Below are 18,750 nucleotides of genomic sequence, written 5' to 3'. Positions count from 1 at the left end.
GAATTTTATATCAACGCATATCATCGCACATTTGTCCTGTTCAAAACAAACAATTGAATTTTTATTGAATCATCAAAATACAATAATTATGAATTACAAATTTAGTAACGATGTATCCGAGGATACCGTAATCGAAAATGTAGAAAAGAAAGAAAATAAAGTATATGATCAAAAGCCAACCCCGGCTTTTATATCAGCATCATGGTCTGCACTGTTTATAGGAATGGTATCCTATTGCACCGGATTATGGAATGCGAGTATGCTACTTAATGAGAAAGGATACTACTTTACCATCCTGCTATTTGGATTGTTCTCTGCTGTATCTGTGCAAAAAAGTGTTAGGGATAGGCTAGAGGGAATTCCGGTTACCGATATCTATTATGGGATTAGTTGGTTTACCACACTCACGTCTATTTTATTGCTGATTATCGGCTTATGGAATGCTGACCTGGAGCTTAGTGAAAAAGGGTTTTATGGGATGTCTTTTACCCTAAGTTTATTTGCTGCCATTGCAGTACAGAAGAATACCAGGGATAAGAAGTTTATCGAAAACAATAAGGAGTAATTAGAACAGTGAAATCAAAAGAAGGGACCTTAAAGCACTTGAGGTCTCTTGTTTTGATGATTAGAGAAGACGGCCGTATGGTTACGGCTGTCTTTTTATAATCATAAATAAATCTAATAAAGATGAGAAAAATCAAAAAGATAGCACTTATAATCAATGTATTGGCTTTTATAATCACCTTAGGATATTACGGGATTATGGGAGAGAAAGAGGGATTATTTGCTCAAATTTTTCTTGGCGGCATTCAGCTTGGTATTGGGCTGGGTTTTTTTATTCAATGGAAAAAACGAAGTGCCAAAGTAAAAAAGAATGTATTGATATACTGGGGTATAGTTTTGTTATATGGTGTTTTATTTCAAATGGAAATAAATGATCTACATAAGAATAGTAACGGGGAGTTGATTTTCTTAGAGATTATACCCATGTGTATCGCAGCGTATTCTGTGTTTATTACATGTCTGAATATAAAAGATAAGCAGTAGGTACTACAACAATAACATATGTCAGGTTCATGTAAAAAGAAGTAGAAATGAGAGCAAAACTAATGGATTGACATTTTAATACTTTTTAATTCTAAAATGCACAACGGATTAAAAGTTCACTAAACAACATGACATTATGGGATCAAAATTTAATAAAGAACTGCAAACACTGGTAGGAGATAAGATTATTTCTCCAGAGCTTGCAGATAAAATAGGACAATACTACGCTACCAAAGATGCAGGAAAGCCTAATAAGCTGTTTATGATCTTTGGGATTTTTGGTGCGTTATTAGTCGGTTCTGGTATTATTCTAATGCTGGCGCACAATTGGGATGATTTTTCGCGATTAACAAAAACAATTTTAGCATTTGGACCTTTAATCCTGGGTCAGATATTTGCTGGTTTTTCTATACTAAAAAATAAAAGCACCACCTGGAAAGAAGCATCAGGGACTTTTCTTTTTTTCGCAGTAGGCGCATGTATGGCATTGGTAAGTCAGATTTATAATATCCCGGGAGAATTAGGTTCTTTTTTGGGTACCTGGATTGTACTTTGCTTACCATTGGTATACTTGTTCCGATCGCATGCAGTAGCCTTACTTACAATACTGCTAAGTACCTACTACGCGGTAGAAGTTGGACTATGGAACTATAGAAACACAGAAACTCCCTGGTTGTATATTGCTTTTATTGGAGCTGTGTTACCGTATTACTACACCGTAATTACAAAGAATACGACCAGCAATACGGCTACTATTTTTACCTGGATTTTACCAGCAAGTATTGCAATTGCATTAAGTGCATTTATAGGCCGTAGCGAAGATCTTGGTTTTGTGATGTACATCACCATGTTTGGATTCTTGTATTCTATAGGACGACTTCCGGTATTTAAAGAGTTAAGAACACTTAGAAACGGTTTTTTGATCATTGGTTCGCTGGGTACTATAGTATTGCTGATGATTTTTACGTTTCGTTGGATATGGGATGAACTCCCAGAAACATTCAATTATGATACTCAGGAGCGCTATACAGCAGTAGTATTATCCTTGTTAAGTATCTCTGTTTTGGGGTATACTGTTATAAGAAAAGGAATACGAGCTGTTAATCTGTTTCAGGTGGCTTTTGTAGTTTTTGGGGTAGTCTACTTCTTACTACCTGATACAGGAATTTTACCTGTTATATTAATGAATGCATTGGTGTTTGCTTTGGGCATGTCTGCCATAAAGATTGGAGCAGATAAAATTAACTTCGGGATCCTTAACTATGGATTATTGATCATTTCGATATTGATCATTTGTAGGTTTTTTGATACCGGAATGAGCTTTGTTGTCAGAGGAATTTTATTTGTGATGGTAGGAGCGGGGTTCTTTTTAACCAATTATATCATGCTGAAAAAACAACAGCGCATTAAATAGCAATTAAAAATATAGAGATATGAAACCGATTTATTTTATAGTATTTATAGTCTTGGCAGTAGTACAAATTGGTACTCCGCTAAAGATGATTTTTGATAACGAGGATATCCTGATATCGGGTACGGCATATAAATTTAAAACCAGGCCGATTGATCCTACAGATCCGTTTAGAGGAAAGTATATTACACTTCAGTTTGAAATGAATTCTTTTAAAACATCAGATACTACTTATGTATATGGAGATGAGGTACGAGTGTATATAGAAAATGATGATGAGGGTTTTGCAAAAGCTGTTCAGGTAAGTAGAGAACCCCTTGATACTGGTGGTGATTATGTTATGGCCAAAGTAACGAATACATATAGTGATGAAATACTATTTGAGCTACCATTTGATAGATTTTATATGGAAGAAACCAAAGCATACGATGCAGAAAAAGCTTATAGAGAAGTAAATAGAAATGCACAGGAGGAGGATGTTTATGCTGTGGTATATGTTAAAGATGGAGCATCAGTTTTAGAAGATGTAATTATTGCAGGACTACCGATACAAGAGTATGTAGAATGAGTCGTTATGCATTTTGATATTTTTTGATCAGAAATTCGTCAATTCGATTGCTTCGACCGTAGGAAGAAGTGTATCGAGAATAGGATTTTGGATAAAAAAAGCTATTCTCGATACAGTTTTTCTCCATTTCATTCTGAAAAACCACTCGAATTGACGCTTTTTTATAAGGAAGTTTAAACCATTTCAAGATGAATAAAAACACATAACAAATGTAGAATGATAAAAATGTCATTTTTAATATTTACCAATTAAACCTTTTTATAATCCTTAGGTCTTATTATAAGAAATCAAAATAGTAAGGATATGAAAAATGTGATGAGAATAGTTGTACCAGTTGTATTGTTTGGTTTTTTAATGACGTCTTGTGCAACTACAGTAAAAGTACGTCCGGCACGAGGAGTTGTGGTTACCAAAGTACATCGCCCTAAAGTTGTAGTACATAAAAATGTACATTATTATAGAAGTGATGGTGTTTGGTATGTAAAAAAGAATAGGGCTTATAAAAGAGTTACGGTTCCTACAGGAGTGCGAGTAACGACATTACCCAGAGGATATAAAACAGTAAAAGTAAGAGGTGTAAAATATTACAGATGTAAAGGAGTATACTACAAGAAATCAGGGAGAAAATATATTGTAGTACAAGTTTAGTTGTATTGAGTTGATTAATTAGTTTTGATGGTGCACCCCGACGTTTTGGCGTCGGGGTTTTCCTTTATATTGTTATTCTGGTTTCTTTTAAACTATAGCCAGAATCGGTGTCTACCAAGCCTCTTCAATCTTTATTCGCTCTCCGTTTTGATATGAGGCGATAAAAGCATTTCTAAACCCGAGTCGTACTAATTGTCTACGAAATTTTTTGGCTTCATTAAGCGTTTCAAAGTTTCCTAAGGCATATTTATTATATCCGCCACTTTTAATTTGTCTGAAATTCACAAAATTCTCAGAATACATAGACAAATCGATACTTTCAAAAGCTCCGATTTGTACAGCATATACTAATTCATCTTCCAGGGAACGACCATTTCCTCCTCCAGTACTATTTGAATCCAATTCCTGGTTCATGGATAGGTTTTTAATTGTTTCTGTTAGCTCGGCTATTTTCGTATCTCGTGTAGTAACCTCAGATTTGTGTTTTTTCTGAGTAATCATGTTTTCTGGAGTATTAAAATTCATGAAATACACAGTTCCGGCAACACCTAGTAATGCAATAATACCAAGTATGATGGTTGCGATCTTAAATTTTCGAGAGTTTTCTTTTTCGTCTTTTACAGCTTTACTATGTGTATATTCTGTTGCACGGTTAGACTCTTCTACTTTTTCTATTTGGTCTTTAAAACTCTGTAATTCTTCGTCAGTTATAAAAGGCATCTGATTTGTGTTTAGATATTCAAATATAATTGATTATTATAAAACTTCAAGGTTTTGCGAGTTTTAGGAATATTTATATGATATAAAATGGAAACATAACATGACAGGCTCACTGTTATTAGGTTTTTTTTTAATCTATTGTTAACATATAAATATGAAGATAGAAGTATCTTCGCCTGGTATAAAAATGATTGAAAGGGAATTATTTGATACTTGATTTTGGATATTGATGACTTGTAATATCCAAATATTTGGAATTGAGAATACTATAAGAATAACATTTTCGGAAAGTACTGCCTAGGTGTACTAGGATATCATTATTGCATGTTAGAAAAGTATATGCGAAGACAACTGGAAAATTCTTTCATATAACGGAAATTGTTTATTAAGGGGAAAACGCAACCAATACGGTTGCGTTTTTTATGTTTATATTATATTTTGGTGTTCAAAATTACTCTGCTATTTCTACCAATAGACTGTCATCAGTTTTCGTAACTTTTGTTAATCCCAATTTAGATAGGCCTTTCATTCCCTTATCCCAGCCTTTATTACTTAATCCGGTAGCATTTTTAAGGTCAGAAAGCACCATGCTTTTTTCTTTTTTAAGAATCTCAAAAATTGCTTTTTCGTTATCATTAAGTTCAACCTGTTTTTTCTCAGGACGCATTTGAGGGAAAAATAATACTTCCTGGATAGATTGATTGTTGGTCATAAACATAGCTAATCGATCAATACCTATTCCAATCCCCGAGGTTGGTGGCATACCATATTCTAAGGCACGTAGAAAGTCCTGATCTATGAACATAGCCTCATCATCACCTTTTTCAGATAATTTAAGTTGATCCTCAAAACGTTCACGTTGATCAATAGGATCATTAAGCTCTGTATAGGCATTCGCTAATTCTTTCCCATTGACCATAAGTTCAAAACGCTCTGTAAGGCCTTCTTTAGAACGATGTTTTTTGGTAAGTGGACTCATCTCTACAGGATAGTCGATAATAAATGTGGGTTGAATATAACTGGCTTCACATTTTTCTCCAAAAATTTCATCTATCATTTTTCCGATACCCATGGTTTCATCAACTTCAAGACCTAATGCTTTAGCAGCTTCACGAACTTCGTCTTCGCTCTTTTGGTAAAGGTCATATCCGGTATGTTCTTTTATAGCATCCAGAATACCGATTCGCTTATACGGTGCTTTGTAGTTAATGATATTGTCTCCAAACTGTGCTTCAGGAGTTCCATGAAGTGTTACCGCTACTTTTTCTAGTAACTTTTCGGTAGTATCCATCATCCAATGGTAATCTTTGTAAGCAGCATACATTTCCATTACTGTAAACTCTGGATTATGAGTACGATCCATACCTTCATTTCTAAAGTCTTTTGCAAACTCATAAACTCCATCAAATCCTCCTACAATTAGACGTTTTAAATACAGTTCGTTAGCAACACGAAGATATAATGGAATATCAAGTGCATTGTGATGTGTCATAAACGGACGTGCAGCTGCACCCCCTGGTATAGGCTGAAGGATAGGAGTTTCGACTTCTAAAAAGCCCATTTCATTGTAGAAATCACGAATAGTATTTACAATCTGGGTACGTTTTATAAATGTATCTCTAACTTTTGGATTCACCACCAGATCAGCATAACGCTGGCGATATCTTAACTCTGGATCATTAAATTCATCAAAGGTGTTTCCTTCTTTATCTGTTTTAGGAAGAGGAAGTGGCTTTAAAGATTTACTTAATAGTGTAAAATTTTTAACCAATACCGTTTTTTCTCCAACTTGAGTAGTGAAAAGATCTCCTTCGATACCTATAAAATCACCTATATCTAATAGTTTTTTATAAACTTCATTATATAATAGCTTATCCTCACCGGGACAAATTTCATCTCTATTAAAATAGACTTGTATGCGACCATCGGTATCTTGTAATTCTGCAAAAGAAGCTTTACCCTGTATTCTTCTCGACATTAACCTACCTGCAATAATCACCTTTTTACCTTCTTCAAACTTGCTTTTTATCTGTTTAGAGGTATAGTCAACCGGATACAATGCAGCCGGATAAGGATCAATACCTAGATTGCGTAATGCTTTTAATTTCTCTCTTCTTACAAGTTCTTGTTCTGATAATTGCATAAATTCGTCATTTTAAAGGGACAAAAATAGCCTATTTGAAGAATTTAAAGAAAGGTCTGCTTAAAAACTTTTAGCCTCTGATGCACAGTCGTTCTTAATTTTTACTATGTATTGCTGAAATTTAATATATTTGAGCTTATTTATTATATAAAAATAAAAATCTCATAAAGAAAAAGTCTCTTAAAGGTCTAAAATTAGAAAAGTCAACAATATCAAAACTAAGTCAAAATGAAATTAGAGGAGGAGAAGAAAATGGAGGATCATGGCTTTTTCCAGGATGTGATACACACCCTAGGATATGTCAACCTAGACCTACCGAAAATTGTGTAACCTTAGCATGTGGTGGTACTATTGGGCAAGCTACTTGTGAGTGCACAGTCGCTTAATTTTATATAGATTACATTGTTAAACTAATGGGATTGAAAAGATTTTCAATCCCATTAATTGTTTATACTTAAACAAAAAGTGGGCTTCAAAGATTTATTGTATCTAACATTGAAAAAATTTAAAGGACTTTATTATAAATCTGTTATATAATAGCACTCCTAAAACTACTTTCTTTTAAGAATGCAATATTTCCTCCCAGAACAATATTAAAACTCAATTAAGTATGAAAAAATCTTTTTTTATAGTATTACTCATTATTTTTTGTTCTTGTAGTTCAAAATCTCAAATAGTAAATGCTGATTATAGGTTCGAAGAATATGAAAAAGGGAGTCATATCCCCAAAAATTGGTTTACATGGGGAGGTTATAGTATAGCAAAAGATTCGATACATTATAATTCAGGAAATTATGCCGTTAATATTACGTCTAATGATGATGAAAAACCATTTGGAAGCATTGCTTATCAGTTACCTTATAGCTTACCAGGAAAAAAAATCACATTAGAAGGATATATAAAAACTAAAAATGTTAAAGGTCGTGTTGGATTACTTCTTAGAATTGATAAAGATGATGAAAGTTTGGAGTTTGATAATATGTATAGTCAAAATATAAATGGATCCGGGGATTGGACAAAGTATAAAATTACTTTACCTAATCATATGGATGCAACCAATATATACATTGGAGGTATATTGTCTGGAAATGGAGAAGTGTGGTTTGATGATTTTTCGGTTTACATAGATGGAAAAAGGTATCAAGATGTAGTATCCACAATGGATAATAAAGATCTATTGTTTAAAGAAGCTGTAACTAAAGAATCAGAGGCTAATAATAACTATATAGATTCTAATTTCAGAATATATGGTGCCGTTTCTGAAAACCAAATTAACAATTTACAAGATTTAGCAAAAGAATGGGGGTATTTAAAATATCATAACTCTTTGGTTAGTTCAGGAGCATATAATTGGGATAAGGAGTTATTAGAAATATTACCTTTAACAGTAGATAATGATTTTAAATCCAAACTAATTCATTGGAAAAAATCATTTAAAAAAGGGCAAAACCATGATATCGAATATAATCATTACCTCGAATTTGATGAAAACGTAGGCAATCCGATTTTCAAAAATGAGCCTAATTATCCTAAAATGGATTGGAAAGATACCGGATATAAACTATTAACTTTGTTTAGATTATGGAATATGGTAGAGTATTTTCACCCTTCCAAACATTTGGCCAATAATTGGAATGGAGTACTTAGGAAATATATTCCTGAATTTATTGAAACAGACGATGAAGTTTCGTATAAACTAACTGTTTTAAGATTAATTGGAGAAATTAATGATACACATTCTACCATATTACAAATGGGGAAAATGATCGATAGTTTTTTTGGTATGAATATAGCACCTTTGGAAATTAAATTTATCCAAAATGAATTTGTCGTTACAAATATATTGAATAAGAATCTTGATATTAAGAAAGGTGATATTATCACAAAAATTAATGAGAAAAATATAGATAGAAATGTCAATATTCTAAAAAAATATGCCATTGGTTCTAATGAATCTGCAAGAATTAGAGATGTATGTTTTAAACTGTTACGTACAAATAATAAGTTTATAAATCTCACAATAAAAAGAGACAATAAAGAAATTAATAAGGAAGTTTTTTGTACACCTATTGGCCAAGTTAATTTTTTTAATAAAGATTTGCCATCCCATAAAGAACTGGATAATGATATTGGTTACATATACCCGGGCTCTTTAAAGAAAGGAGAAATCAATAAAATAATGAAAAAATACTTAAGCAAAAAAGGTTTGATAATTGATTTAAGGTGTTATCCATCAGATTTTATTGTTTTTAATTTAAGTGATTATCTTTTACCAAAACCTGTCGAATTCGTTAAATTTTCTAAAGGATCTATTGAAAATCCAGGGAAATTCAATTTTGCTTCTCCATTAACTGTAGGGAGAAATAATTCAGATTATTATAAAGGGAAAGTAGTAATATTAGTAGATGAGTATACTCAAAGCCAGGCCGAATACACAGTTATGGCCTTAAAAACAGCGCCTAAAGCAAAAGTAATTGGTAGCCAAACGGCGGGTGCAGATGGCAATATCTCTAAAATAAATCTTCCTGGAAACATTAGTACAATGATTTCTGGTCTTGGAGTGTATTATCCAAACGGGGATGAGACTCAAGGGATTGGTATTGTTCCAGATGTTCAAGTTAATTTGACTATTGAAGGAATAAAAAGTGGTAAAGATGAGATTTTGGAAAGTGCTAAGCAGTATATTTTAAACGAAAATTAGAATGATAAAATGGTAGTATATCGGCTATAAATACTACCATTTTAAATATAGAAACTCACATCTCATTATTAAGTGTAAGTGTTTTATTTATTTTCTGTTTGAAGACTAATCAAAATTCGATGATTTTTGAAAATAGACACAAGCCTTTCAGTTTAGTAGGTATTAGTTATGTTTTATCAGATGCCATGTTAACAAAAGTTCTTTCCATGATTACATATTCAATTCCACCTTTCTTAAATTTTTCATCTGTAAGCTTTAAGTCGAATCTCTCATAGAATTTTGATTTTTCTACTCGGGCATTACACCACAACTTTTTAATTCCTTCTTTCTTCATTAAATCAATTATTCTTTTTAATAAAATTGTTCCGTATCCTAATCCTTGAAATTCAACTAATGTTGCAAATTTTCTAAATTGCGCTTCATTATTCTCTACGAATACAGATATTATTGATGTAACCTCTTCATTTACAAATAAACCAAAATGTCTTCCGTTTTCATCATTTGACAGTTCAACATATTCTATAGGTTTATTTGGCCACATAACTTTCTGGCGAATTGGTAAAGTTTCAGATGGAGTGATTTGTTTAATTTCAGTAATCATGTTTTTCATTTACATTGATATGTTCGTTAATCCAGATAGTTTATACCATATTTTGACTTCGTCTTATTGGTATTTATTTCTTATATTTTTCTTAATTTTCATGGGTTAAATTATTGACAACAGTTTAGTATAAAAGTAATAGTAGTTTTTTGAAACACTAATCTTTCTGTTTTAAGACTGACCATAAATATAAAAAAGCGACTTTAGATTAAGTATCAAAGTCGCTATTATTTTTTACAGTGTTGTAGACCGTATTATTTCCAGTTCATTCCACATTTTTGCAAATTTTCTTTTAGATTTTTTTTCCAATCTGTTTTCACACTTTTTCCATCAAAAAGGTATAATTTATCATCAATAATCTCAAAAGAATTCGGATCTGTATTCGCTGTAAACCCGGTACTTACGGCAAAGGCACAATAACCACCATACTGCGGAGTATATTTTTCTGGATTTTGAATGAACAAACTTTTGTTTTCTTCTGATGAAAAAAACCAATCTGCATTTTTCCAATTGAAGGAATAGGTTTCATTACCAACTATAGCTTTGTTTTCTGTAAAGTAGGCAACGACATCATAGCCATTGGCGGCTTCGTTTGAAAACATTGATTGATTAACTTCCTTGTGCCCCCAAGATAATGGTGAAATACGGTTTGCTTTTGCAAAAATGAAAATAAAAGCGACTATTGCTACGAGTGATAGTAATATTATTTTAGTTCTTTTTTTCATTTTATTTGTTTTTCCAGTTGATATCTGCCTTTTCAATTCGATTGGGTATCAATTTGAATAAAAACTTGGCTATCGGATTTGAAAATAGATAAGTTTTTCCTTCAATCGTCAGGCTGTGTTTGCCTCCTTTAATATCTATTTTTCCTGTGCTAACGGCAAAAGCACAATGCCCACTGTACGCTACTGTTTTGTCTTTATTTCCTGAGTTCATATGGTTTTTTTTAGTTGATACCGTCCATTTGTTTAATAGGTCTTACTTCAATTGAACCTTCAGAATCGTCAAACACTGGGTTTGCTTTTGCAATTTCAATAGCCTCTTCTAAGTTTTTAGCCACAATGTGGAAATAGCCTACAATCACTTCCTTCGATTCGTTAAAAGGTCCGTCTTTAAAAACACCTTTGTTACCGTGAATTACAGCTCCACCCATTTCCAACGGTTGTGCACCTTTTAGTTTTCCTGAGTCCATTAAACCACCTATGTATTTCCCGATTTTCTGTACGTGGGCTTGTTGTTGTTCTGGCGAAAGGCTTGCCAAATGGTCGCCTTTGGTTTTGATAAAAATCATAAATTCTTGCATAATTTGTTCATTTAATTTTTTTGAAAATTGTTTTATATCTAATAGTCAAATGAAAGGAAGCAAAAAGGACATTGAATCTTAAAAAAAATCAAATATTTCCTGAAAAATCATTCAAAACCTTGTTAATGAGGTGCTTGTGGTTTCTTGTGTCGAATTTTTTTAATGCATCATCTAAGAGTTTTTTAGCTTTTTTTGACTCTTTGTTTTGAAAATGAAGCGTTGCCTTTGTAGTATAATATGGAAAATATGAGCTAAAAACAGAATTGTCTTTTATTTTCTCTAATTGCTGAAGAGCTTTTTTGGGACTTGCGGTTTTGGAAAAAACAATAGCTCTATTTAGTAGGACAATGGGTGAATTATCTATTTTGATGAGCATATCGTATAGAGATAAAATACTTTTCCAATCTGTTGATTTAAAATCAAGTGCTGTACAATGATGGGCAGAAATTGTGGCAAGAATGTGATAAATGGAAACCTCATTTTGTTGTGTTGCAAATTCTAAATAATAAAGCCCTTTCTTTATCAATTCCTTATCCCATTGATTTCTATCTTGATGTTCCAAATCCAGAATATTATCAAATTCGTCAATTCTTGATTTAAATCTTGATGTATTGAAAATCATCAACGCTAATAAAGCATATGTGTTAGAAGATTTTATGATCTGATTTGATGCAATAATTTCAGTTAATCGAATGGATTCTTCACAAAGTTCATAACGAATTGGGTTATCGACAGAAGTTGCATTGTAACCTTCGTTAAACAGAAGATAAATAGTTTCGAGAACACTTGATAATCTCTGTTCTAATTCTCTTCCAGTTGGGACTTCAAATAAAATATTTGCATCTTTAATTGATTTTCTTGCTCTTACCAATCTTTTATTGATGTTTTCTTCGGTAGTCAGAAATGCTTTTGCAATTTCCGAAATACTAAACCCACAAAGAGTTTTTAGGGTAAGGGCAACTTGTGAATCTTTTGAAATGATAGGATTGCAGCAGGTAAATATCATTCGCAGTTGGTCGTCTGCAATTTCTTTGTCTGTAAAGATTTGCTCTAGAGTGGGTGCTACAGTCCATTCAGATTGCAGAAGATGAGCAATGTCAGAAGCATATTGTCTTTTGTACTTTTCTCTGTTCAGGATGTTTACTGCTTTGTTTTTAGCAACTTTGTAAATCCATCCGACAGGGTTAGTTGGGATTCCGTTATAAGTCCATCTATTTAGAGCTTCGAGCATAGCTTCTTGTACTATATCCTCAGCAAGTTCAATATTTGAAGTTCCAAATGTTTTGGTTAATACCGAAACAAGTTTACCGTATTCATGCCTGAATAAATGATCAATTTTGTTCGATATGTTCTTTTCATTTACGGGCATTTTTATATGCTTGTGACTAACGTCTTGAATATGAATTGTTGTGTGAACAAGCAATTACTTTTAGCTATTGTTGTTTTCTTTTAAATATTTTATGATTATTCCAAGTTGTCCTAAATGATAAATATCATGATGTAACATTCCGTTAATTACAAAACGATACTTATAATTGCCTTTAAAATCTGTATCATAATATTCCTTATTCAGAAATTCATCATCTTTTGATTTTAGTAAATTAATCAATTCTGTAAGAGTTTTATCATATTCTGATTTGATATATCGCCAACCCATTAATTCCAGTTTGTCATTAGTCAACCAGTTTTCCTCACAATCATCTGTTTTACTTCCTTCGCCCGTCTCAATTTTCAAGATGGTCTCTTTTCTCCACAACGTCAAATGGGAAATTATTTCTGCGATACTGTGTAAACCTATAATTGGTCTTTTAAAAACCATATTTTCATCAACTTGATTTAATTTACTAGTAAATGTGCTACCTATCCATAATTTTCCATTTTGGACTTCTTTATATTGTTGAATAATGTTTTGAATTAGATATTTCATTCTAATGAATGTTAAGCTTTTTGTATACGATTCTTATTAATTGTCAGTTACGGGTTAAATTAGCTATTATTTTCGGATTAAACATAAATCTTATAAATTCCGAGTGGATTCAGACGCAGTTGATCTTCCGTAATTAAGGTTATATATTGCCACACATGTATTAAATTCCGATTAATTCTTTCATCTTAGAATTATATTTAATCATCATTCTGAGCTCAGCAACTGAGTTTATATCTTCAGGGACATATTTTACATTATGCCTTTTCTCTTTTCGTCTTCGTCTTTTGATTATTTGTTTTGAAGTATTTGGTTTTTCTATGATAATTAGTTTATAGTTTTTGTTCTCGAAGTTTTTATAAGCTTGACCTAAATTGTATTTATTGTAGAACTTAGTAGATGTAATAGAGTCTATATGACTTTCAACTCTAGTATTTGTCATGTTTAATTCAATTAGACGATTAAACTTATGAGGTTCTATAATAAAATTAAAGTTAGAAACTTTGGATTCTTTATTTACTTTAATGAATATTTGTTCTTCACTATCAAGGAGCATTTCAAAAAAACCCTTAGAATCAGTTTGTGTGTTATAAGTTTTTGATCCTTGTTTTATTTCAATAGTATGTTTTGCAGAATTCAAAATAGACAGTTCCTTTTTTACTAATGAATCAAGAACAGATAAGTTATACTTATAACTGGCAAAATACTTAGTTTTTCCAGAAATTTTTGTTTGAGAAAATGAACTCAGTTGAATAACTGATGCTAATAGTAAAATATAAGTTTTCATTTTATATGTGGTAATTTTATAAATATGTGTCGTAGCTGATTAAAATGTTACCAAGCCAATGATATTTTCTACACTGATTTTATAACTTTTACATTCTGAAATTTTTGTGCCATAGCAAATATAAAAGAACCTTTTGGTTATCACTCAACGTTTATGGTATCATACTTGATGTTGGCAAATATTATTCAAAATAGTATTTCAGTCTCAGTCGAGATACTATTGATTCTTTCTTTTTCGGTTTTATCAAAAAAGTTATTTCTTAGATCTAAATACTTTAGTCTACTAAAACCATCAAGGTTATTTGGTGTTTTTTCGATACTATTTTTGTTTAAATTCAAATATTCAATTTTATTTAATTTTGTTAAATTGAAAGGTAGATAGTCTAAACTATTTTCTCTTAAATTTAAGGTTGATAATTTTTTGAGCTTATGAAATTTTAAAGAATCCAAAAATGAAGAAGTATGTTCGGATAATTTTAACAGGCTTGAGTCATCCTTTAACATAATCTCCGAAAAAGGGATGTCATTGAGTTGTGAATTTTCGATTTCTTTTTTAGAGGATGGTTTTTTAGAGTAATTGTAGAATCTGGATCATTAATGCAATCATAATAACTTATAGGGTTTTCGGATAAGAATATTTTGGCAATATCTATTTGTTTAGGAGCAATTCGATTTAAATTAGATTCTGTTTTAGTTTTAGCAGCTAAAACAAGTGAATCTAGTTTATTACATATATCTTGAACTTCATTAATATTCTCTTTGATTCCTTAGGAACATATGCATGATTTATGATGCTCATTATTTGTTGAGCGTCAACTACAGACTTTTTTAATTCTATTGTTTTATGGCATAATCTTCTATTGGTTTTTAGACAGTCTGGAGTCTTTTGTATAATGCGTATGCTTCGTGAAGGAAATAAATGTACTATGCCGTGTTACCTGTAGACTTTTCATTTAATCTATTAAACGACTGTACAAATTTCTCTAATTGATTTTTCGTGTTATCATCCAAAATCTCCCCACTATTATTTATTTTACCTTTAATTCCTTGTATCAGAAGCGTAGTCTCGTCTGTGAAATTTGTTTGAACTGTTTTCATTATTAGTTTCAATTCCTCGTGTCCTTTTTCACCACTTGCAGAAGCTGTAATCAGTCCAATTGGCTTGTCAGAAAATACCGCAGTCGAAACACACCACTCAATTGCATTTTTAAGCCCGCTTGGGATACTAAAAACATATTCAGGTGTACAGATTATGATTCCGTCTGCATTTTCAATTTGATTACGAAATTCAATTATTTTTTCGGGAACATTGTTATCTGTCAATTCCGTTTTAAAATGTGGTAATTCGGTCAAGTCGTCAATTATATTCAAATCAAATTGGGATTTTCCGAGTTCGGCAATTTTATTTAAAATGGAAAGGTTCGAAGAATTTTGGCTTGCACTTCCATTAATCCCTAAAATTTTAAGTCTTTTAGTCATTACAATTTGTTTTGGACCATTTCTCTGATTTTAATTGCTTTTTCAAAATGGTCAAGTTTATGTTTCATAATCCACCACTCTGCAACTTCCATTAATAGTTTTGGGTTATCGTTTTTATTGGCGAAAAAAGCATAAAATGAAAGCCCAACACCTGTTCCTTTTTTCTCAATTTTTTCATTACAAATATTAATTATTTTTTGCCTTATTATTTCATTCATTTTAATAATTGTGAGTTTAATTCTGACTAATGTCAATTACTTGTTTTGACTATCAATTAGTTATTTCTTCTGGTTTTTCGAGATTAAGTTTAAATTTGGCGATATGTTTTTTAATTCTGTTTATCATTTTAAGTTTTCGTTTCTGATCTAAGAATAAGAAATCAGTTGAGGGTTGATAAGGAGCTTTTTTAGTACTCATAGTCCAAATTATTACAGCTAATTTTCTTGTAATAGCACTTATCTTGCTTTTCGATTTTTCTGTACATTGATTGCTAACTTTTTATTTTTGCAAGCATTGTGCCTTTGTGAAAATACAACAACCATTGGATTAAAACTCTAACTGCTTGTTATGGTCACATATATCGTGTTGGATACAGTTTTTTATTTCTATCGGGATAATATTTTGAAATGGTTCTTGATTGGCTTTAAATTCAAATCTATCAAATGCAATAGCAGATTTATCATTTTCAATTTCGGAATTCACTAACCTTTCCAAAAATCTAATTCCGTTAGCATCTACTCCGTAATAATCTAAAATCACACTATCATTTTTATCAAAAAGAGCTTTTATAATTAGTGCTTTTCTATTAGTAAAACTCAAATGCTCGAATTTATCCTTTAAACTAATTCCGATTTCTTCTGCAATTTTTTTCGCCTTCGATTTATCAATTCGCATTTTATTGATCAGATATTTATTAACAGTCAAAGAGTTTAATAATTCCATAACTGTATGCTGTCGGTAGTTTTTTGCCCATGGAAAATCGGTTTTTTGATTTTGAAAACGTTTAATTAATTCAATAGCCAAGTCAAAACCTAAAGGCAAGTTTTTGGCATCAAAATTTGGGATGTATATTCGGATTAGATTTCCATTTTTCAATTCAAATTCAGGAATAGAAATTCCATTTATTTTAAATTCTTTGTTATGAAAAATACTGTTCGTCATAATTGTACCCACGGTCTAGTATAAGGATAGTAGCGGATTTTACCTCACTAACTTTTCGGATAAACACAGACCTTTTTTATACTTACTTTTATTATAGCGATTAAACCGCTAGTATTTTTACATTGTTGTTCGTTTGTGCCTTCGTACTTTATTTTGTGTTTAATTTTTTCCTTCTGATATAAATTCCAACTCCATAAGAAATCAATAATGGTATTGATAAAATTAACGAAATTCCAGTAAGTAGCATTAAGACCATATAAGAACTATCGTGTGGAGTTGGGTTTCTCATTCCTCCCATAATATTAAAAACAACTCTATGTAAGTTTAATATTGTTAATAGGGATATTATAATACATATTGGCATTAATGTAACAGTAATAATATTAATCATACTTAATTTCGTAAACTGTTTTAAAAAGTAGAATAGTAAGGCTAATCTCCATGCTGCAACAATTGCTAAAAACCAAACATTTATAGTGTTTGAAGTTTCAATTGAAAGAAATTTTTCTACAGGAATAGCATAAAAGATTGCAGGGAAGGAGGTAAGACCAATAAAAGTTAACACAGTAAAATAACTCCAATTTTCTATTTTGAATGGAATTAAGATTAGCCAAATAAATAATGCCAATACAAAAATGTAAATGACAGAACCTAATCCTAGATGTTGCATCAAATTTGCTCCACTATCATCCCAATATCTTCCCATTCCAACTAGCCAAGTGCCAACCAAACCTAAATAGAAATGCTTTATATTAAATTTTAACATTTCTTTTCTGGTTAACTTAAAAGTTAACAGTTTAATTAAGGTATTAAATAGACTCATATAGATTCGTTTTTTTTCTGTTTAATAGTGTTTTTTTGAAGTGCTTTTTTCTATCTGCAACAAGCTCTTTGGAATAGACATTTTCCATTAGATTTTCAAATTCTGTTTCAAGTTCTATTACTGAAAAGTTTTTCGGAATAAAATTCACATCAAATAATGTGCACTTGTCCCAATAGTTCTCAGTTAATAACCTATCTTCTTTTTTAAGTTGATTATATAATTCAGTTCCTGGAAATGGTGTCAATAAAGTTATCTGAACTTCTGATAGGTTACTGTCAATTATAAATTGCTTTGTTTCTTTAAATGTTTCTTTTGTGTCTGTATCAAATCCAAGAATAAAACAACCATTAACAGATATTCCGTAGGATTGAATTTTGTCAATAGCTTTTAAATAATTATCAAATTGTTTATGTTTCCAATTACCTCTATCAATTCCTTTCAGTCCATTTTTATTTGCGGTTTCAAATCCAATTAAAATTTGAGCACAATTGGATTTTGCCAAAAGCTTTAATAACTCATCATCATACGCAATAGAAATATCCGTTTCAGTAAACCATTTGATTTTATATTTTGCGAATAGGGTTAACAATTCTCTTGACCATTTTTTGTCTATAAATGTATTGTCATCTGCTAACTCGATAAAAGGCCTTTCCCAAACTTCAAGTATTTTGTTTAATTCCTTTTCAATTTGCAATATTGATTTCTTTTTGTAGGAACTTATAGTTCGAGAAGCTGCACAAAAACTACAGTTTAAAGGACAACCTCTAGTAGTTTGAATTGTTAACCTATTATACCTTGAAATGTCAAGCAATTCATATTTTGGTATTTTACAAGAATTGAAACGGAAAGTATATTTTGAGTTTGAAAGCGAACTATAAAAAGGTTTGATTGAATTGTTCTCAAAGTCGTTAAGAATTGTTTTCCAAATTATTTCGCCTTCTCCTTGTATTACAATGTCAGCAAATTTTTGTGCTTCATTTGGAACTGCTGAAACGTGTAATCCACCAATGGCAACTGTTATTCCAATATTTCTGAATCTTTGGCTTAATTTATACGTTTCATTAATTCTAGCAGTTAATGAAGAAAATGCAATTATATCTGGTTTTTTATTAATTATTTCTATGATTTCAGATTCTGAAAAATTGTCTAATTCTTTATAAATTACTTCCCAATTTTCAGGTGTGTGAGCTGCAAGTGTCAATAGACCTAAACTTGGGAGACTTGTAATTACTTCGCTTCTTTCTACAAATCCGGGTAAAGTCAATCCAAGGTCAAGTAATCGTTTGTTATAAACTCTTACACCACTCATTGAAATTAAAATGACTTTGTATTGTTTCTTCATTTGCAGGTTTTTTCGGTATGACGCACAACGTTATAAATATGTCTCGTGGTTGTGCAAAATGTTACCTAATCGTTAATACTTCCGCGCAGATTT

The 18,750-nt window shown here is 31.3% G+C and carries 21 protein-coding genes; 6 read left to right on the top strand and 15 right to left on the bottom strand.

The annotated features are described in order from the left end of the window. Nucleotides 1–88 precede the first annotated feature (88 nt). The 5 genes from yiaA (at nucleotide 89) to ATE84_RS23905 (ending at nucleotide 3,674) form a co-directional block, all read left to right on the top strand. On the top strand, nucleotides 89–565 hold the full coding sequence (gene yiaA, locus ATE84_RS23925) for an inner membrane protein YiaA (RefSeq protein ID WP_101450314.1): 477 nt from the start codon (nucleotides 89–91) through the stop codon (nucleotides 563–565). Nucleotides 566–687: 122 nt separating this feature from the next. Continuing rightward, nucleotides 688–1,047 (top strand): hypothetical protein, encoded by a 360-nt coding sequence (locus ATE84_RS23920; protein ID WP_101450313.1) that lies wholly within the window; start codon nucleotides 688–690, stop codon nucleotides 1,045–1,047. Between the two features lie 136 nt (nucleotides 1,048–1,183). Next, complete coding sequence (locus ATE84_RS23915) at nucleotides 1,184–2,461, top strand: DUF2157 domain-containing protein (RefSeq protein ID WP_101450312.1); 1,278 nt, start codon at nucleotides 1,184–1,186, stop codon at nucleotides 2,459–2,461. A gap of 19 nt (nucleotides 2,462–2,480) precedes the next feature. Next, nucleotides 2,481–3,026 (top strand): GDYXXLXY domain-containing protein, encoded by a 546-nt coding sequence (locus ATE84_RS23910; protein ID WP_101450311.1) that lies wholly within the window; start codon nucleotides 2,481–2,483, stop codon nucleotides 3,024–3,026. Nucleotides 3,027–3,329: 303 nt separating this feature from the next. Continuing rightward, nucleotides 3,330–3,674 carry a DUF6515 family protein gene (locus ATE84_RS23905; protein ID WP_101450310.1) on the top strand — a complete coding sequence of 115 codons (345 nt, stop codon included), beginning with the start codon at nucleotides 3,330–3,332 and terminating at the stop codon, nucleotides 3,672–3,674. A gap of 111 nt (nucleotides 3,675–3,785) precedes the next feature. Here the strand turns inward: ATE84_RS23905 and ATE84_RS23900 are convergent, their stop codons facing one another. Both ATE84_RS23900 and lysS read right to left on the bottom strand, forming a co-directional pair. Continuing rightward, nucleotides 3,786–4,394 (bottom strand): SPOR domain-containing protein, encoded by a 609-nt coding sequence (locus ATE84_RS23900; protein WP_101450309.1) that lies wholly within the window; start codon nucleotides 4,392–4,394, stop codon nucleotides 3,786–3,788. Between the two features lie 451 nt (nucleotides 4,395–4,845). Next, on the bottom strand, nucleotides 4,846–6,537 hold the full coding sequence (lysS, locus tag ATE84_RS23895) for a lysine--tRNA ligase (RefSeq protein WP_101450308.1): 1,692 nt from the start codon (nucleotides 6,535–6,537) through the stop codon (nucleotides 4,846–4,848). Between the two features lie 610 nt (nucleotides 6,538–7,147). On the opposite strand from lysS, the gene ATE84_RS23890 reads away from it, so the two are divergent. Continuing rightward, nucleotides 7,148–9,238 (top strand): S41 family peptidase, encoded by a 2,091-nt coding sequence (locus ATE84_RS23890; RefSeq protein WP_101450307.1) that lies wholly within the window; start codon nucleotides 7,148–7,150, stop codon nucleotides 9,236–9,238. A gap of 166 nt (nucleotides 9,239–9,404) precedes the next feature. Here ATE84_RS23890 and ATE84_RS23885 read toward each other — a convergent pair whose 3' ends face one another. The 13 genes from ATE84_RS23885 to ATE84_RS23825 form a co-directional block, all read right to left on the bottom strand. Further along, nucleotides 9,405–9,839 carry a GNAT family N-acetyltransferase gene (locus tag ATE84_RS23885; protein WP_101450306.1) on the bottom strand — a complete coding sequence of 145 codons (435 nt, stop codon included), beginning with the start codon at nucleotides 9,837–9,839 and terminating at the stop codon, nucleotides 9,405–9,407. A 254-nt stretch (nucleotides 9,840–10,093) separates the two neighbouring features. Then, nucleotides 10,094–10,564, bottom strand: a complete 471-nt coding sequence (locus tag ATE84_RS23880; protein ID WP_101450305.1) for a YHS domain-containing (seleno)protein — start codon at nucleotides 10,562–10,564, stop codon at nucleotides 10,094–10,096. A gap of 1 nt (nucleotide 10,565) precedes the next feature. Further along, on the bottom strand, nucleotides 10,566–10,775 hold the full coding sequence (locus ATE84_RS23875) for a hypothetical protein (RefSeq protein ID WP_101450304.1): 210 nt from the start codon (nucleotides 10,773–10,775) through the stop codon (nucleotides 10,566–10,568). A gap of 10 nt (nucleotides 10,776–10,785) precedes the next feature. Then, nucleotides 10,786–11,142, bottom strand: coding sequence for a YciI family protein (locus tag ATE84_RS23870; protein ID WP_101450303.1), 357 nt, complete (start codon nucleotides 11,140–11,142; stop codon nucleotides 10,786–10,788). Nucleotides 11,143–11,230: 88 nt separating this feature from the next. Continuing rightward, nucleotides 11,231–12,511 (bottom strand): RNA polymerase sigma factor, encoded by a 1,281-nt coding sequence (locus ATE84_RS23865; RefSeq protein WP_101450302.1) that lies wholly within the window; start codon nucleotides 12,509–12,511, stop codon nucleotides 11,231–11,233. Nucleotides 12,512–12,571: 60 nt separating this feature from the next. Next, nucleotides 12,572–13,069 carry a DinB family protein gene (locus tag ATE84_RS23860; protein ID WP_101450301.1) on the bottom strand — a complete coding sequence of 166 codons (498 nt, stop codon included), beginning with the start codon at nucleotides 13,067–13,069 and terminating at the stop codon, nucleotides 12,572–12,574. 160 nt (nucleotides 13,070–13,229) lie between these two features. Further along, entirely contained in the window at nucleotides 13,230–13,853 is a 624-nt protein-coding gene (locus tag ATE84_RS23855) for a hypothetical protein (protein ID WP_101450300.1), read from the bottom strand. Between the two features lie 923 nt (nucleotides 13,854–14,776). Next, nucleotides 14,777–15,331: an NADPH-dependent FMN reductase gene (locus tag ATE84_RS23845; RefSeq protein WP_101450298.1), complete on the bottom strand. Its 555-nt coding sequence runs from the start codon at nucleotides 15,329–15,331 to the stop codon at nucleotides 14,777–14,779. Beyond that, entirely contained in the window at nucleotides 15,331–15,549 is a 219-nt protein-coding gene (locus tag ATE84_RS23840) for a DUF6500 family protein (RefSeq protein WP_101450297.1), read from the bottom strand. The genes ATE84_RS23845 and ATE84_RS23840 overlap by 1 nt, the downstream gene beginning before the upstream one ends. A gap of 52 nt (nucleotides 15,550–15,601) precedes the next feature. Continuing rightward, nucleotides 15,602–15,748, bottom strand: coding sequence for a hypothetical protein (locus tag ATE84_RS26385; RefSeq protein WP_158237325.1), 147 nt, complete (start codon nucleotides 15,746–15,748; stop codon nucleotides 15,602–15,604). A 129-nt stretch (nucleotides 15,749–15,877) separates the two neighbouring features. After that, on the bottom strand, nucleotides 15,878–16,492 hold the full coding sequence (locus ATE84_RS23835) for a hypothetical protein (protein WP_101450296.1): 615 nt from the start codon (nucleotides 16,490–16,492) through the stop codon (nucleotides 15,878–15,880). A gap of 148 nt (nucleotides 16,493–16,640) precedes the next feature. Continuing rightward, entirely contained in the window at nucleotides 16,641–17,315 is a 675-nt protein-coding gene (locus ATE84_RS23830; RefSeq protein ID WP_101450295.1) for a hypothetical protein, read from the bottom strand. Beyond that, the gene (locus tag ATE84_RS23825) at nucleotides 17,302–18,657 is read right to left on the bottom strand and encodes a radical SAM protein (RefSeq protein WP_101450294.1); all 1,356 of its coding nucleotides are present in this window, start codon (nucleotides 18,655–18,657) and stop codon (nucleotides 17,302–17,304) included. Before ATE84_RS23825 ends, ATE84_RS23830 begins: the two co-directional genes overlap by 14 nt. Nucleotides 18,658–18,750 lie beyond the last annotated feature (93 nt).

Source organism: Aquimarina sp. MAR_2010_214 (genome assembly GCF_002846555.1).
Classification (GTDB): Bacteria; Bacteroidota; Bacteroidia; order Flavobacteriales; family Flavobacteriaceae; genus Aquimarina.
The sequence above is the reverse complement of the archived record's forward strand: the minus strand, read 5'-3'. Positions and strand labels throughout refer to the sequence as shown.

Bases quoted from the DNA above. Each gene is read 5' to 3' on its own strand.
- yiaA (WP_101450314.1), top strand. From the start codon at position 89: ATGAATTACAAATTTAGTAACGATGTATCCGAGGATACCGTAATCGAA.
- ATE84_RS23920 (WP_101450313.1), top strand. From the start codon at position 688: ATGAGAAAAATCAAAAAGATAGCACTTATAATCAATGTATTGGCTTTT.
- ATE84_RS23915 (WP_101450312.1), top strand. From the start codon at position 1,184: ATGGGATCAAAATTTAATAAAGAACTGCAAACACTGGTAGGAGATAAG.
- ATE84_RS23910 (WP_101450311.1), top strand. From the start codon at position 2,481: ATGAAACCGATTTATTTTATAGTATTTATAGTCTTGGCAGTAGTACAA.
- ATE84_RS23905 (WP_101450310.1), top strand. From the start codon at position 3,330: ATGAAAAATGTGATGAGAATAGTTGTACCAGTTGTATTGTTTGGTTTT.
- ATE84_RS23900 (WP_101450309.1), bottom strand. From the start codon at position 4,394: ATGCCTTTTATAACTGACGAAGAATTACAGAGTTTTAAAGACCAAATA.
- lysS (WP_101450308.1), bottom strand. From the start codon at position 6,537: ATGCAATTATCAGAACAAGAACTTGTAAGAAGAGAGAAATTAAAAGCA.
- ATE84_RS23890 (WP_101450307.1), top strand. From the start codon at position 7,148: ATGAAAAAATCTTTTTTTATAGTATTACTCATTATTTTTTGTTCTTGT.
- ATE84_RS23885 (WP_101450306.1), bottom strand. From the start codon at position 9,839: ATGATTACTGAAATTAAACAAATCACTCCATCTGAAACTTTACCAATT.
- ATE84_RS23880 (WP_101450305.1), bottom strand. From the start codon at position 10,564: ATGAAAAAAAGAACTAAAATAATATTACTATCACTCGTAGCAATAGTC.
- ATE84_RS23875 (WP_101450304.1), bottom strand. From the start codon at position 10,775: ATGAACTCAGGAAATAAAGACAAAACAGTAGCGTACAGTGGGCATTGT.
- ATE84_RS23870 (WP_101450303.1), bottom strand. From the start codon at position 11,142: ATGCAAGAATTTATGATTTTTATCAAAACCAAAGGCGACCATTTGGCA.
- ATE84_RS23865 (WP_101450302.1), bottom strand. From the start codon at position 12,511: ATGCCCGTAAATGAAAAGAACATATCGAACAAAATTGATCATTTATTC.
- ATE84_RS23860 (WP_101450301.1), bottom strand. From the start codon at position 13,069: ATGAAATATCTAATTCAAAACATTATTCAACAATATAAAGAAGTCCAA.
- ATE84_RS23855 (WP_101450300.1), bottom strand. From the start codon at position 13,853: ATGAAAACTTATATTTTACTATTAGCATCAGTTATTCAACTGAGTTCA.
- ATE84_RS23845 (WP_101450298.1), bottom strand. From the start codon at position 15,331: ATGACTAAAAGACTTAAAATTTTAGGGATTAATGGAAGTGCAAGCCAA.
- ATE84_RS23840 (WP_101450297.1), bottom strand. From the start codon at position 15,549: ATGAATGAAATAATAAGGCAAAAAATAATTAATATTTGTAATGAAAAA.
- ATE84_RS26385 (WP_158237325.1), bottom strand. From the start codon at position 15,748: ATGAGTACTAAAAAAGCTCCTTATCAACCCTCAACTGATTTCTTATTC.
- ATE84_RS23835 (WP_101450296.1), bottom strand. From the start codon at position 16,492: ATGACGAACAGTATTTTTCATAACAAAGAATTTAAAATAAATGGAATT.
- ATE84_RS23830 (WP_101450295.1), bottom strand. From the start codon at position 17,315: ATGAGTCTATTTAATACCTTAATTAAACTGTTAACTTTTAAGTTAACC.
- ATE84_RS23825 (WP_101450294.1), bottom strand. From the start codon at position 18,657: ATGAAGAAACAATACAAAGTCATTTTAATTTCAATGAGTGGTGTAAGA.